14 protein-coding genes and 1 pseudogene are annotated in these 15,465 nt (G+C 44.5%); 1 reads left to right on the top strand and 14 read right to left on the bottom strand.

All coding sequences use genetic code 11. The annotated features are described in order from the left end of the window. Positions 1-232 precede the first annotated feature (232 nt). The 8 genes from hslU to MHH60_RS22525 all read right to left on the bottom strand — a co-directional run bounded on the left by hslU (position 233) and on the right by MHH60_RS22525 (position 10,091). Positions 233-1,633: an ATP-dependent protease ATPase subunit HslU gene (hslU, locus tag MHH60_RS22490; RefSeq protein ID WP_038571978.1), complete on the bottom strand. Its 1,401-nt coding sequence runs from the start codon at positions 1,631-1,633 to the stop codon at positions 233-235. Between the two features lie 33 nt (positions 1,634-1,666). Beyond that, positions 1,667-2,209, bottom strand: a complete 543-nt coding sequence (hslV, locus tag MHH60_RS22495; RefSeq protein ID WP_036688562.1) for an ATP-dependent protease subunit HslV — start codon at positions 2,207-2,209, stop codon at positions 1,667-1,669. Positions 2,210-2,226: 17 nt separating this feature from the next. Continuing rightward, positions 2,227-3,609 (bottom strand): FADH(2)-oxidizing methylenetetrahydrofolate--tRNA-(uracil(54)-C(5))-methyltransferase TrmFO, encoded by a 1,383-nt coding sequence (trmFO, locus tag MHH60_RS22500; protein ID WP_076136387.1) that lies wholly within the window; start codon positions 3,607-3,609, stop codon positions 2,227-2,229. 8 nt (positions 3,610-3,617) lie between these two features. Beyond that, a complete protein-coding gene (gene topA / locus MHH60_RS22505; protein ID WP_036688567.1) occupies positions 3,618-5,717 on the bottom strand; it encodes a type I DNA topoisomerase in 2,100 nt (699 codons plus the stop codon). 36 nt (positions 5,718-5,753) lie between these two features. Further along, entirely contained in the window at positions 5,754-6,872 is a 1,119-nt protein-coding gene (gene dprA / locus MHH60_RS22510) for a DNA-processing protein DprA (RefSeq protein WP_076136385.1), read from the bottom strand. A gap of 225 nt (positions 6,873-7,097) precedes the next feature. Continuing rightward, entirely contained in the window at positions 7,098-8,027 is a 930-nt protein-coding gene (gene sucD, locus MHH60_RS22515; protein WP_076136383.1) for a succinate--CoA ligase subunit alpha, read from the bottom strand. Positions 8,028-8,089: 62 nt separating this feature from the next. Beyond that, on the bottom strand, positions 8,090-9,250 hold the full coding sequence (gene sucC, locus MHH60_RS22520; RefSeq protein WP_076136381.1) for an ADP-forming succinate--CoA ligase subunit beta: 1,161 nt from the start codon (positions 9,248-9,250) through the stop codon (positions 8,090-8,092). A gap of 352 nt (positions 9,251-9,602) precedes the next feature. Further along, a complete protein-coding gene (locus MHH60_RS22525) occupies positions 9,603-10,091 on the bottom strand; it encodes a MarR family winged helix-turn-helix transcriptional regulator (RefSeq protein ID WP_235219564.1) in 489 nt (162 codons plus the stop codon). Positions 10,092-10,233: 142 nt separating this feature from the next. Between MHH60_RS22525 and MHH60_RS22530 the strand changes: the two genes are divergently transcribed. After that, complete coding sequence (locus MHH60_RS22530) at positions 10,234-10,662, top strand: organic hydroperoxide resistance protein (RefSeq protein WP_036688575.1); 429 nt, start codon at positions 10,234-10,236, stop codon at positions 10,660-10,662. A 368-nt stretch (positions 10,663-11,030) separates the two neighbouring features. On the opposite strand, the gene MHH60_RS22535 is transcribed toward MHH60_RS22530, so the two are convergent. The 6 genes and pseudogenes from MHH60_RS22535 to MHH60_RS22560 all read right to left on the bottom strand — a co-directional run. Further along, entirely contained in the window at positions 11,031-12,704 is a 1,674-nt protein-coding gene (locus MHH60_RS22535; protein WP_076136379.1) for a YifB family Mg chelatase-like AAA ATPase, read from the bottom strand. 209 nt (positions 12,705-12,913) lie between these two features. After that, entirely contained in the window at positions 12,914-13,423 is a 510-nt protein-coding gene (locus tag MHH60_RS22540; RefSeq protein WP_076136377.1) for a metallophosphoesterase, read from the bottom strand. Positions 13,424-13,597: 174 nt separating this feature from the next. After that, the gene (locus MHH60_RS22545) at positions 13,598-14,014 is read right to left on the bottom strand and encodes a hypothetical protein (protein ID WP_051491578.1); all 417 of its coding nucleotides are present in this window, start codon (positions 14,012-14,014) and stop codon (positions 13,598-13,600) included. A 154-nt stretch (positions 14,015-14,168) separates the two neighbouring features. Next, positions 14,169-14,555 carry a YraN family protein gene (locus tag MHH60_RS22550; protein WP_076136375.1) on the bottom strand — a complete coding sequence of 129 codons (387 nt, stop codon included), beginning with the start codon at positions 14,553-14,555 and terminating at the stop codon, positions 14,169-14,171. Next, positions 14,552-14,854, bottom strand: a complete 303-nt coding sequence (locus tag MHH60_RS22555) for an EscU/YscU/HrcU family type III secretion system export apparatus switch protein (RefSeq protein ID WP_038571992.1) — start codon at positions 14,852-14,854, stop codon at positions 14,552-14,554. The genes MHH60_RS22550 and MHH60_RS22555 overlap by 4 nt, the downstream gene beginning before the upstream one ends. Beyond that, positions 14,851-15,465, bottom strand: a pseudogene (locus MHH60_RS22560) (DNA ligase); the annotation flags it as partial. The pseudogene MHH60_RS22560 and the gene MHH60_RS22555, both read right to left, overlap by 4 nt.

Below are 15,465 nucleotides of genomic sequence, written 5' to 3' on the forward strand. Positions count from 1 at the left end.
CATTGATTTTCATTTAATTTGTATATTATTACAATAAGAAATAAGCCCTATCTTTTTAGAAAAGACAGGGCTTTTAGCACTTTATTACTATTTATTTACATTTTTAACTCAATTTTTTCTTTTTAATTGCATGTTTTGACATATTTTTACGTTTTCACGACACCAATTTGTAATTTATCTAATCCGTTATGCCCAAATTCAAAATACATAGATTTTTTGTTTTTTTGTCGCTTTAAAGAATATACTGACTTAAATCACGATCCTGAGCTATACTTGCCAATTTCTCGCGCACATACTCTGGGGTAATAACCATTTTCTCCAAAGTCAGCTCAGGTGCTTCAAAAGAAAGATCCTCTAACAGCTTCTCCAAAATAGTATGAAGACGCCGTGCACCTATATTCTCCATATTTTGATTCACTGAAGCCGCTATTTTGGCGATCTCATGTATAGCATCCTTCTGGAATTCCACTTCTAAATTTTCAGTTTTAAGCAGATTCACATATTGTTTAGTTAAAGCATTCTCTGGTTCCGTCAAAATAGAAACGAAGTCCTCTAACGTTAAACTGCTCAGCTCTACGCGAATCGGAAAACGTCCTTGAAGTTCTGGAATCAAATCCGAAGGCTTAGCAATATGGAAAGCTCCGGCAGCCATAAAGAGTACATAGTCCGTCTTCACAGGACCGTATTTCGTCATAATGGTCGAGCCCTCTACAATCGGCAAAATATCCCGTTGCACGCCTTCACGCGACACATCCGGTCCAGACCCTTTTCCCTGACTTGCTACTTTATCGATTTCATCGATAAAAATAATGCCTGATTGTTCAGCCCGAGTCACGGATTCCTGAATCACATCATCCATATCAATCAGCTTGGCCGCCTCATCCTGAATGAGTACCTTGCGCGCTTCGCGAATAGGAAGCTTACGTTTCTTCGTCCGCTTAGGCAGCAAACTGCCGAACATCTCTTGCATATTCATACCCATCTGGTCGTTTCCTTGACCTGCAAACATATCCATCATAGTTGGCGCTGTATCCTCAACATCAATTTCAATGATGTCATCTTCCAGCTGACCAGCTAACAGCTTAAATCTAACCCCACGCCGACGTTCACTTAGGCTTCCATCCTGCTCAGTGTCTTCTTTAGAGTCCTCTTGTGCAGAATTCCCTCCAAAAATCATCTCGAAAGGATTCTTTTGTGATTTGTTTTTGGAAGAGGAAGGGACCAATATAGAAACGATCCGCTCATTAGCCAGCTCTTCCGCACGATCCTTAACCTTCTCCGTACGCTCAAGCTTGACCATACGAATAGAAGTCTCTACCAGATCACGAACCATAGATTCCACATCTCGCCCTACATAACCGACCTCAGTGAATTTAGTAGCCTCCACTTTGATGAACGGTGCATTAACAAGCTTTGCTAGACGCCGGGCGATCTCTGTCTTTCCCACACCTGTAGGTCCGATCATTAAGATGTTCTTAGGAACAACTTCATCACGCAGTTCCTCTGCTAGCAGACTGCGCCGATACCGATTACGAAGCGCAACAGCTACCGATTTCTTGGCTTGCTTCTGACCTACGATATATTTATCCAATTCGGCAACAATTTGACGGGGTGTAAGCGATTGATTCACCATCGTGAATTCCTCCTTGTCTCTATGGCACTGAGTCTATAATTGTTCAACAATAATGTTGGAATTAGTGTACACACAAATTTCTGATGCTACCTGAAGCGATTCTCTAGCAATATCCGCAGCGGAAAGATTGGGTGCATGACGTTTGAGTGCTCGGCCTGAAGCCAGCGCAAAATTACCACCGGAACCAATCGCAAGAACGTCATCATCCGGTTCGATAATTTCACCATTTCCGGAGATCAGGAGCATTCCTTCCTTATCCATAACAATCATCAAAGCTTCAAGCTTTCGAAGAATACGATCTTGACGCCAGTCCTTCGCTAATTCAACTGCAGCCCGCTGCAGGTTCCCATGATGCTCCTCCAGCTTGCCCTCGAATTTTTCGAATAGGGTAATAGCATCCGCAACGGACCCCGCAAAACCTGCTATTACTTGTCCTCTGTACAGGCGACGGACTTTTCTGGCCGTCGTCTTCATAATAACACTCTCTCCGAATGTAACCTGTCCATCACCTGCTATAGCTGCCTGTCCGTTATGTCTTACAGCACAAATTGTAGTCGCATGAAAGCTGGGTACCATGATTGTAAGTTACCTCCTTAAGATGGGCTTTGTTCGCTATCGACAACCTCCGGCTCCGAATAAGCGAGTCCTGTGCGGTTGGCATACTCGGCAAGACTGTCCAGAGCGCGATGAGCTAACATTTCATTCTTTTCCTTCTTATTGCGGATTTTCTTCTCTACCTTCGGCAACAGACCGAAATTGGCATTCATCGGTTGAAAATGCTCTGGATCGGCAGAAGTAATATAAGCTGGCATGCTGCCTAGAACAGTATCCTGCGGGAAGATCAGTCCTTCCTGACCGAGTGCTGCCCGTGCAGCATTAATACCAGCTATGAGCCCGGAAGCAGCTGATTCAACATAACCTTCTACACCTGTCATCTGTCCAGCAAAAAAGAGTCTTTCCTTGCCTTTCATCTGATAGGTAGGGTGCAGAAGTTTAGGAGAATTAATAAATGTGTTTCTGTGCATCACACCATAACGAACATATTCAGCATTCTCAAGACCTGGGATCAGCGAGAATACACGCTTCTGCTCGCCCCATTTCAAATGGGTCTGAAAACCAACAAGATTGTAAAGTGTGCCGGCAGCATTATCCTGACGAAGTTGCACAACCGCGTAAGGAAGTTTACCTGTATGCGGATTGATAAGTCCTACTGGCTTCATTGGGCCAAATAACGCTGTTTGCTTGCCGCGTTTCATCATGATTTCGATAGGCATACAGCCCTCAAAGTATATTTCTTTCTCAAAATCTTTGAGTGCTGCTGTCTCAGCAGAAATCAACGCATCATAAAACACGTCGAACTCCTCTTCTGTCATCGGACAGTTGAGATAAGCCGCTTCTCCCTTATCATAACGGGAAGCCAAATACACCTTGTTCATATCAATGGTGTCTTTCTCAACAATCGGTGCTGCTGCATCATAGAAGTAGAAATACTCTTCACCCAGCAGCCCTTTTATTTCAGCGGATAATGCCGGTGAAGTTAGGGGACCCGTTGCAATAACAACAATCCCTTCCTCCGGTATATGCATAAGTTCTTCATTTATGACTTCAACGAGCGGATGATTATGCAAAGTATGGGTGATCTCACCTGAGAATCCATCACGATCTACGGCGAGTGCTCCTCCTGCGGGTACCGCGTGTCGGTCAGCAGCACCTAATACAAGAGAGTTCAAACGCCGCATTTCTTCCTTCAATACACCTACAGCATTCCCTAATCCATTCGCACGCAAGGAGTTGCTGCATACCAGTTCAGCAAATTGATTCGTGTGATGGGCTGGTGTCTTTACTACGGGTCTCATCTCATATAATCTTACCGGTACTCCTAGTGATGCTATTTGCCAAGCGGCTTCGCTTCCTGCGAGACCCGCTCCAATTACTGTTACTTTTGCTGTATCTGACACTGTCTTTTTTCCTCCCATAGAGACTATTAATCTGCTAATTCTTCTTCGTTGTCTAGAACCGCCTCTGTATGATCACAAGACGTACATTGTAGCTTGGTTCCTTGCTTATTACGTTTCTCAATCATCCAAGATCCACATGATGGACATGGTTTTATAGAAGGTCTATCCCATGAAACGAAATCACAACCAGGGTACTGGTCGCAGCCATAGAAAACACGCCCTTTTTTGCTGCGTCGCTCCACAACCTTACCTTCATGACATTTAGGGCAAGTTACGCCAATATCCTTGATAATCGGTTTCGTGTTTCGGCAATCCGGAAAGCCAGAGCATGCTAGGAATTTCCCAAAGCGACCCAGCTTATACACGAGAGGTTTGCCGCATTTCTCACAGATCTCATCAGAAACTTCATCTTCAATCTCAATTTCTTTCATCTCTTCTTCCGCGAATACCAAACGCTTCTCAAACGATTCGTAAAACTCTGCAAGAACCTTTACCCAGTCTTCTGAGCCCTCTTCCACATGGTCAAGATCGCCTTCCATGTTCGCGGTGAATTCAACGTTTAGGATTTCCGGGAAAAATTGCTCCATCTGCTCTATAACAAGCTCGCCAAGTTCGGTTGGCATGAATTTTTTCTCTTCAATAGCCACATAACCACGCTTCTGGATGGTTTCCAGCGTTGGGGCATATGTACTTGGACGGCCTATACCCAGCTCCTCAAGCGTCTTTACAAGTCTTGCTTCCGTATATCGTGGAGGCGGTTGTGTAAAGTGCTGCTTAGGCTCGATCTCCTGCTTATTTAAAGCATCTCCCGCTTGAAGTGGCGGCAAATACTTGTCTTCATCTGTAGTTCCGTCATCGTTGCCTTCTACGTAAACCTTCATGAATCCGGGGAATGAAACCTTCGAACCAACAGCTCTGAATGTAGCAGTACCTGCAGCTATATCCACCGAAAGCGTATCCAGCAGGGCAGAAGACATCTGACTTGATACGAATCGCTCCCACACTAGCTTGTAGAGACGGAATTGATCACGGCTCAAGAACTCTTTGACCATTTCAGGTTCGCGTAATGCCGAGGTTGGACGAATCGCTTCATGCGCTTCCTGTGCTCCAGCTGCCTTTTTAGAATACTGTCGTGGGGATTCTGGCAAGAACTTCTCACCATACTTAGCTGTTATAAGCTCTTTAGCTTCATCCTGAGCGGTGACAGAGAGACGCGTGGAGTCAGTACGCATATAAGTGATCAAACCTACGGTACCTTCTTTACCGAGTTCCACACCTTCGTATAGCTGCTGTGCAACAGACATTGTCTTAGCGGCACGGAATCCAAGCTTACGGGCTGCTTCCTGTTGTAGGGAGCTGGTGGTAAAAGGAGCCGAAGGATGACGTTGTCTTTCCTTCTCCTTCACATCACTCACCTTAAAAGATGCGTTCTTAATAGCTTCAAGAACCTCCTGAACATCACTTTCCTGATTCAGTTCTTTTTTCACACCATTCAGCTTATGAAACTTAGCTTCAAAGACGGAATCCCGGATTCCAAGCTTCGCTGTTATGCTCCAATATTCGGTGGGTACAAAAGCGGAGATTTCATTCTCACGATCCATAATGATCTTCACAGCAACGGATTGTACACGTCCAGCAGATAAACCTTTTTTGACTTTCTTCCATAATAGAGGACTAATCTTGTACCCTACCAGTCGATCCAGAATACGTCTAGCCTGCTGTGCATTCACGAGATCCATATTAATCTTACGCGGTGTCTTAAAAGCATCTTTTACCGCTTGTTTGGTGATCTCATTAAAAACAACTCTGCATTCTTGTGTATTATCTAAATCCAGCGCATGCGCCAAATGCCAAGCAATTGCTTCCCCTTCGCGGTCGGGGTCAGCTGCGAGATAAACTTTTTTAACTTTTTTACTAGCGTCTTTCAATTCCTTCAATATAGATCCTTTACCGCGGATAGTAATATATTTGGGACTGAAATCATTCTCCACCTCAACACCAATTTGACTCTTCGGTAGATCTCTAATATGTCCCATTGATGCCTTTACAATATATTTACTACCTAGATATTTGCCAATTGTCTTCGCTTTTGCAGGCGACTCGACAATAACTAATGCATCTGCCATAGACTCTTCCTCCTCGTTAACACTCGCACCTCTATATTAAATTACCTTATAAATAGCTCCTGGTAATTGTGTTACCGCTTTTTTTATGATTAAAGATAACAGAACTGAATGCAAATGTCCAAAATCCCATCCTGTTCTTACAAGCAGATCGTCCAATATAAAAGGGCCTTGATGCAGTATATGGTATAGGTGAGACTCCTCATTTGTCAATTTCTTTTCAATCATAAAGTCGTCTGCTGTCTGTTCGGTAGTGCTATTATTCCCTGTTTTTATTACGTTTGCCGGCAAATAAGAAGTATATTCTTCTATAATATCTACTCCACTGGTTACCAGCTTTGCCCCCTGCTTGATAAGCTCTAACGCCCCTCTGCTCTTAGGTGATGTAATAGGTCCGGGAACTGCGAAGACATCCCTCCCAGCTTCCAAGGCAGCATCGGCTGTAATAAGTGATCCACTGCGGCTGTCAGCCTCCACGACCACTGTCCCCCGTGATAAACCTGCTATGATCCGATTACGCTGTGGAAATAATCCAGGATGACTTTTAGTTCCAAGAGGATACTCTGTGATGACAAGCCCTTCCTGAGAGATACGCCGTTCCAGTTCAATATTCTCAGTTGGATAGACTTTGTCCAATCCTGTTGCCACTACTGCTATGGTCCCTCCACCGCTTCTTAGCGCCGCTTCATGACAAATGCTATCGATCCCCCTCGCAAGTCCGCTAACCACCGTTAGACCTGCTGCACTAAGCTCCTCCGTGAGAATCTCTCCTACCTTTCGTCCATAAGCTGTTGGCACACGAGTGCCAACCATCGCCACGCTAGGTGTTGATAACAGTTCCAAACGCCCCCGATAATAAAGGATCCACGGTGGCTGTGCCGTCTCCTTCAACAAAACAGGATAAGCCGCATCAAACACAGTGACCATCTTCACTGCACTTTCTTCCATTAATAAGCGTCTTTTGGTGATCCACTCTAACGTATATATGGAAGCAAGATAAGTCGACAGCTTTCCGTTCAATCCGATCGTTTCCCAATCTTTTGCACTACAGGAAAATGCTCGTTCTGACATTAAGCCTACTCTTCGAATCTTGTCGATACTCTTCCAGCCAATCCCCTCCACTTCATTAAAACCAAACAGCAGATCTTTTTCTTCCATATAAGCTTATTCTCCTTTAGTGGAAGGGTTAGCCTTCCCTATTTTGTAACATGAATTAGAGGAATGCAATATTTTCTTTTAATTCAATATTTTTCTATGTTAAAAAACAAAAAAAAGCAACCTTTTATCCCTTGGATAGGAACAAAAGGTTGCTTACCTCTGAAATAATTATACACGAAAGAAGCCCACTCGCGTAGAGTGAATTCCTTCAAGTAAATAAAATAATTAATGCGTTGTAAACGCGCTAAGAATACCGCGTTCTTCAAGTACACTCACTAGTGTTGAGCCCATTTCGGCAGGTGTAGGAGCAACCTTGATTCCGCATGATTCAAGTACGGCAATTTTCTCACTCGCTGTGCCTTTGCCTCCGGAAATAATAGCACCCGCATGCCCCATACGTTTGCCAGGAGGGGCAGTAGCACCGCCAATAAACCCTACAACCGGCTTAGTCATATGGTCACGAATCCACTCTGCTGCTTCTTCCTCTGCGGTTCCGCCAATTTCACCAATCATGATGACTGCCTTTGTACCCGGATCCTCATTAAAAAGCTTCAGAATATCAATAAACTCTGAGCCTTTAACAGGGTCTCCGCCAATACCTACAGCTGAAGATTGCCCGATTCCACGCGTGGTCAGCTGATGAACAGCCTCATAGGTTAGAGTTCCGCTGCGCGAGACAACACCTACATACCCTGGCATATGAATATAACCTGGCATAATTCCTATCTTGCACTCACCAGGAGTGATAACTCCCGGACAGTTGGGTCCGATCAATACAGTAGAGCGCCCCTCCATATAACGGGATACTTTTACCATATCAAGTACTGGAATCCCTTCGGTAATACAAATCACCAGGTCGAGTTCTGCATCCACGGCTTCCATTATAGAGTCTGCTGCGAATGCTGGCGGTACATAGATTACACTAGCGGTTGCGCCTGTAGCCGCCTTAGCAGCTACAACAGTATCGAATACCGGAAGGCTAACCTCACTGCCATTTTCAAGCGTGATGTTGACAGATGTTCCACCTTTACCCGGTGTTACCCCTCCAACCATCTGTGTTCCATAATCCAGCGCACCTTTAGTATGGAACAAACCCGTTGATCCTGTAATTCCCTGCGTGATAACTTTCGTATTTTTATCTACAAGAATGCTCATGCCTTAAGTCACATCCCTACTTATATTGTCAAATACGATAACTGGCTTGCTAAATCAGGCCATTATTGCACAAGAGACACAATCTTACGGGCACCGTCCGCCATAGAATCAGCAGCAACAATATTAAGTCCCGATCCAGCCAAAATCTGCTTGCCCAATCCAACATTTGTTCCCTCAAGACGCACAACCAGCGGTTTGGTCAAACCCAGTTGACTAGCCGCTTCTACAACACCGTTAGCGATAACATCACAGCGCATAATACCACCGAAAATGTTAACAAAAATTCCGTTCACCTTTTCATCGGATAAAATGATTTTAAAGGCTTCTGTTACCTTCTCGGTCGTTGCACCGCCCCCTACATCCAGGAAGTTGGCGGGTTCGCCCCCATAATACTTAATAATATCCATAGTCGCCATCGCGAGACCTGCACCGTTTACCATGCACCCAATATTGCCATCAAGTGCAATGTAACTAAGGTCATACTTCGAGGCTTCGATTTCCTTTAAATCCTCTTCATCCAAATCCCGCAGCTCTAGAATATCCTTATGACGGAACAAGGCATTGGAATCAAAATTCAGTTTGGCATCCAGTGCCATCACATTCCCATCCGCAGTCACTACCAATGGGTTAATTTCGGCAATAGAGCAATCTTTATCCACGAAAGCTAAATATAGCGCTTGCATGAATTTCACAGTTTTGCCTACCAGCTCATTAGGAATAGAGATACTATAAGCCAGCTTACGCGCCTGGAAAGTCTGCAAACCCACTGCCGGATCAATGATCTCTTTAAAAATTTTCTCTGGATGTGTTGCAGCTACTTCTTCAATCTCAGTACCGCCTTCTTCAGAAGCCATCATGACCACTCGGCCAGTACCTCTGTCAACTACGATACCAATATAATACTCCTTAACAATTTGACAACCCTCTTCAATGAGCAGTCTTTTTACTACCTTACCCTCCGGTCCAGTCTGGTGAGTTACTAGAGTCTTACCCAGAATCTCAGTTGCGTAACTACGCACCTCTTCGATATTCTTAGCAACCTTTACTCCTCCAGCTTTACCGCGTCCACCTGCGTGAATCTGAGCTTTAACTACAACAACCGGTGTGCTCAGTGACTCTGCGGCTTCTACCGCTTCCTCCACTGTATAAGCTACTTTTCCATTCGGTACGGCTACACCGTACTTCTTAAGCACTTCTTTTCCCTGATACTCGTGGATATTCATAGCGGTAGCCTCCTAAAGTAGCGTGGTGACTAAACAGGCAGCCTGTTGTCATCTCGCTTTCCGTTTTGATTGCCGCGGGGTTAGGGATAGGCTGATGTTATACATGCAGCACTATTCCGGAACCAGCAGAAACTGATCTACCACTCGTAAAAAGAATGGCATTATTTCTGCAAGAGACATTGTGTAAATCTATAAGACTAAGCTTATATTTACCTATATGCCATACAAAGGAACCCAGAATAGTGTAACATGTTTTTAAAACGCTTACCTTAAATATATTCATGATTTGTACACATTTTTTCGCTTGATTTCATGCCGGAATGCGAACGATCGCATTGACTCCTTACTACGCTTACTTTTTACTATCTTGGATATTAGCTTCGTGAACACGATTCAGTAAGTCTTTAAACTGATCAAGTAGCTCTATGGATTCATTATTTGTCAGTGTCGTTTCTTCCATCATTTTGCCGGGAATACACACGGCATCACTTTGGAGTGCCCAGCCTTGTTTCGTTAGTGAGATTAATACTTTTCGCTCATCCTGCATCGAGCGTTCACGTATAATTAGGCCTGCAGCTTGCAAGCGTTTCAATAGCGGAGTCAGCGTTCCTGAATCCAAAAATAACGCCTCACCAATCTCTTTCACTGTACATTGCTGCCGTTCCCATAACACAAGCATTACTAAGTATTGGGAGTAAGTTAAACCGATCTTATCCAAATAAGGTTGGTACAGCTTTGTAATCTCACGCGAGCAAGCATAAATGGTAAAACAGAGCTGATTCTCGATCAACAGCTCTGGGGTTGTTGTCATTTTCTGCATATCTTCTTCACTCATTTTCATATTTATTCACCCGCCTTATCTCTTTATTTTATCATAATTCACTCATACATCATAATAATAGCAAAAAATTAATTTGACTTTTATATTAATTGTGATAAATTAGATTGTACACAAACTAATTAGTGAATAGGAGAGATTTATTATGATGACAATTCAACAAAAGATGTATGAAACCACAGTTAAAGCCGTTGGGGGAAGAAACGGTTATATAGAATCAGAAAGCCCTAAACTCAACCTTACGATCAGTACACCACGCGAAATGGGTGGTGCCGGTGGTGAAGGCACTAATCCTGAACAATTATTCGCAGCTGGCTACTCCGCTTGTTTTGACAGTGCTCTAAACATGGTTGCTCGTCTTGGCAAAGTGAAGATTGAAGGCAGTGAAGTTACGGCTACTGTAAGCTTTGGTAAAGTTGAAGATGGCGGATTTGGCATTGCGGTTAAGCTTGACGTGCTAGTTAAAGGCGTTGACAGAGAAACCGCAGCATCTTTGGTAGAAGCTGCCCACGGCGCATGTCCTTACTCCCGTGCTACTCGTGGCAATATCGAAGTAGAACTGAATGTACTATAAGAAATTATAGAGAAAAATGTATATTAAATTTGCTAAACGATCTAACCTTCTTTGAATACGTGGCATCTCACATTCGAAGTCGCTATCGGACACAGTTGATCTTAAACGCAACTTAATCCCATATTTGAGATGTTATCGGACCTCATAGCAGCTATTGGAATGAAAACCACCCAGTATAACCTTCTTCCAAAGGAATAGCGTCTCCAGAGTCCGAATCTACGCTCCAAGGGCTAAAAACTTGCAAATAAAGTCCTCTAGGTCCGTTCCGTAAGCATCAGAGCATAATAATGGTTCGGCGGTGTTCGTCACTACCGGTCCATAGTATAGAGCAGCGATTCTCATTAACGGGAATCGCTGCTCTTTTTTCTTTATTCCTCCGTTAATACCTGTCGATCCAGATTACGGTATTGCACAGCTTCCGCGAGATGTGCAGAAGAAATATCCTGTGCACCCTCCAGATCAGCTATGGTACGGGATAGCTTAATAATCCGATCATGCGCTCGCATGCTTAGACCTAAATTCTCCAAAATGTCATACAGCATTTGAGCACTCTCTCGGTTTAGGCTTGCATATTTCCGAAGGGAAGCACCGGAAAGCTCACTGTTCCATGAAATTGCCAGTCGTTTGTAACGTTTAGCTTGGATGGCCTGAGCAGCCAACACCTCCGCACGCATATCTGCTGACGATAAAACATGCCCCTGCCGATCCCATTCCTTCGGGCGGGGAACATCAACCTGTAAGTCGATCCGATCCAATAAAGGACCGGATATTTTGGCTCGATATTGGGCAATCCTTGCGGGACTGCAGGTACAATTTTGCTGGGAGATACCGCTTCCAAAAAAGCCGCAGCTGCACGGATTCATCGATGCAGCGAGCATGAATTTGGCAGGAAAAGTAAAGGAAGCCCGGGCACGACTTATAGTAACCACCCCATCTTCGAGGGGCTGTCGCAGCACTTCAAGCACATTCCGGGAGAATTCAGGCAATTCATCCAGAAACAGAATACCTCGATGCGCAAGACTTACCTCACCTGGCTTGGGAATACCGCCCCCTCCAATTAATCCGGCAGAAGATATCGTGTGGTGTGGAGAACGAAATATACGTCTTCGCAGCAAACCGTTGTGTGCATCCTTCAAATTTCCAGCCGCACTAAAAATTTTGGTTACCTCAAGTGCCTCACTGTCCGACAATTGCGGAAGGATACTGGGAAGGCGTTTGATCAGCATCGTCTTGCCTGTGCCAGGTGGACCGATGAGCATAATATTATGCATCCCTGCAGCCGCGATAGTTAGTGCTCTTTTCACATGTTGCTGTCCAAGCACATCACTGTAATCATCCATTATTTCATTCGTTTCGGAAGAAGCAGCCTCAGAATATATAGGGATATATCTGAGATGCTCTACAGAAAGAACAAGCACCGGAGGTTGTTCTTTTGGCCCCGTCCCCATGCTCACGGATACAGGAAAAGGAAGTGGTGATCCTTCAGATTCTTCTAGAGGAACTAGACTATCTATAATCGGACCAAAGCTGGCCACAGGTTCAGCAGCATTCGCTAACGTTTGCAAATGGTCGATGGTATAAACCTTTATGCCATTGATTAAAGCGGCTTCTGCCGCATTGCCCTGCGGGAGCAGAACGGCTTTAAACCCGCTTTTACGCGCTGCTTCAACCATCGGCAGCACACCCGATACCGGACGCAGACTGCCGTCGAGCGCAAGCTCTCCAATCAAAAGCATCTCTTGAGCTGAAGGCATAATCAACTGGCCACTAGTTATCAGTATCCCTAAAGCAATCGCTAGATCAAAAGCAGAACCTTCTTTACGCAGGTCAGCTGGAGCAAGATTGATCGTAATACGCTGCTGTGGATAGCGGTAACCGCAATTTTTAACAGCAGCCCTAACTCGTTCAACAGCCTCACGAATCGCTGAATCAGGTAAGCCAATGATATTCGTCTGCGGCAGTCCATTTGCAAGATCGATTTCCACACCAATCATTACCCCTTCAATCCCATACAGACACGCGCTAAACATTTTCCCATACATAATAAAAAACACCTCATCTCCTGAATTACACCCTAATTTTGGGGTGTCATAGCTTCAAGAAAAAAGGTGCTTCCTTATTTTCCAAATATATATTAGCTGTTAAGTACATTATAGAAGTTGTGTCCTAACGCAATCTGTGAGCAATTTATCTTTAGAATAAGAAATTCAAGTTTTACATAAAAGCGAAAGCACATCTCTAAAGACCTACATCAATCTCCTTCTTTAACTACGACCGAGTCCCTAATCTGCTCAAAAGTCAACGGTTTATAGTTCCAATGCTCTACACAAATGTTAAAATGATTGTTTCCCTCATATTTTTGCCCATGAATATGGCCGTGCACATTTACGTAAGGCATATGTTTATTCATGTACATAGGCTCATGTGAGAGGAAAAAGAAATCCTTATAAATCAAAGGATATTCACTAACCTCATCAAAACCTGCATCAAGCCACCAGCTTCGGCTGCGGCCGCGATCATGATTGCCAAGAATCAGGATTTTGTATCCATGCAGCCTGGCCACAATCGCACGAGTCGCCTCCTTATTCAGAAAAGAAAAGTCTCCCAAATGAAATACTTTGTCTTCCGGATTCACTACCGAATTCCAACTTTCAATCATAACTTCATTCATCTGCTCTACATCTTTGAAGGGTCTGGATTCAAAATCAATGATCAACTTATGCCCAAAATGATGATCTGATGTGAAAAAAACCTTAGCCATGTGCACCCTCCTTTTGTTCCTATTCTAATGACAGTATGTATGAAAAAAGCTCCGACTACCCATAAACCCTAGGAAATTCGGAGCCCCGAGGACTTTTCCGCCTAATTTCTCACGAAATTATACGTATCATTCTATGTCATGAGGCGATGACGGAATACCTCTTTATTGTTAATGTTACTTTTCCCAGTCGCGCCGCTTACTCGAACGTTTATTAACATCACTCTGAATCAGTTCAGCTAAAGGAGGCGCCTCCTCATTGTCAATGAGCCAGCCACGCATCTCCTTGATCGCTTCCACCTGTCCATTGCCTTTGTCACGCCATGTAAGCAGTTCAATAACTCTAATTACAAGCGCTAAGAGACTGCTATTGCTGTTTTGCGACTTTTCAGCCCGGATTTTTTGAAATAACGCTTCATTTTCCCAATCTATTAATATTTCCTCCGCTATAGTGGGCCGCATTACCGTGAAGGTCTTATTGCAATTATCGCAACAGACGACAGATATTGGCTCTGCTTTAAATTTCACTTCAATCTTCTGCTGGCAATATTGGCATGTAAAACTAACCTGCATTTCAGAAGGTTTATTCTTCACTAGACAGCCCTCCTCATGATGACATTAAAAAGTTACTCCTAATGTTTACCCATTTCTTTTGAGAAATGACCCACAGTGCGGAAGGTATGTAAAGACTTTTTTATCAGATCAGCAGCAAATTCATAAAGAATCGCATGAGAAAATAGAGTTACTCTTAAAACGCCTCGCGAATATGACTAAGTGAAGCTAGGCTAAGATCGTCATTTAACAAGACGCTAATTACATCAAAAGAAACCCGCCGTTCCTCATAACCCTTCATATGCAAATAAACCTGTGTTGTATTCCGAACCTGGTTTATTTTGCGAGCATTCACCGATTCTTCTGGAGTTCCCTGAAGCAGCTCTCCACTGCGGCTACGAACTTCGACAACAACAATACAGTCTTCACGCTCCGCAATGATATCAAGCTCTCCAGTACGACAACGCCAATTCCGTTCCAATATCATATACCCGCTAGAAGATAGGTACTGCACAGCTCCGTTCTCTGCAGCAGCTCCTTTCTCTTTGCGGTTATAGTGTTTTCTTGCATATGGCTCTTTCATTCTTGTCCCCGTTCACCAGCAGAACGATCGCTTTGATACACAAAGCTGAGGATTTCCGCCACCAGCTGATAGAGCTCAGACGGAATCTGTTGGTCCAGATCAAGCTTTGAAAGAACCTCCACGAGGGCTGCATCTTCCTGAACAGCAACCCCGCTCTCCTTAGCCTTTTGCAGAATAAGGTCTGCTATCGCGCCTTGTCCCTTGGCTACTACGACAGGAGCCTCGTTTTGTCCGGGACTATATTTGAGAGCGACCGCTTTTTTGAGCCCTTGTGAAATTGGCTGTACAGGCTCATTCATATACGGTAATCCACTCCTTTGTAAGCCTCAGGAACATAATCAACAAACTTATTAGTATTGGAGCCAGCAAGCTCTTTAGGCAAATTCAATTCTGGCAAGGGTTCGGTTCTTAAACCTGATAATTGATAACCGATGGATTCCACTGCAGTTTTTATATCTTCACGCCGCGTCTCCAGCAGCTCAAGCACCCACGGATGATCATTATGAAGCTTAAGACTAACGATTCGATCTACAACCTGCACATCTACCAATGTCTGCCCTAGCTGCTTCATGTCCAAATCGAACCATAATCGACAGTTAGCTGCATCCAGCTCCCCTTTGCGGCCCCGCCTGGACTGGATATGAACCGATGCAGTTTCCTGCCCATCTGGACCTTGCAGCGGCAAAAACAGTGTAACTTGCGCGAAGGGAGCAGTCCGGTCTGTATTCAGCAGCAGCTGTTGGCCTGTCAGCTGCTGCACTAGCCCGCTCGCGACATCTTTTACCGCGGGCGGCACCTCGCTGCTGCTCATAAGCTGCAGCAGCACGCCCTTCAACGTGTCGGCAGCTTGCTCCCCGCCGACACTGCCTAGCGCGGCTGCAGCTGTCCCCGCTGCCGCTCGCGCCGTCTC

The sequence above is a fragment of the Paenibacillus sp. FSL H7-0716 genome (assembly GCF_038002705.1).
GTDB lineage: Bacteria > Bacillota > Bacilli > Paenibacillales > Paenibacillaceae > Paenibacillus_AQ > Paenibacillus_AQ odorifer.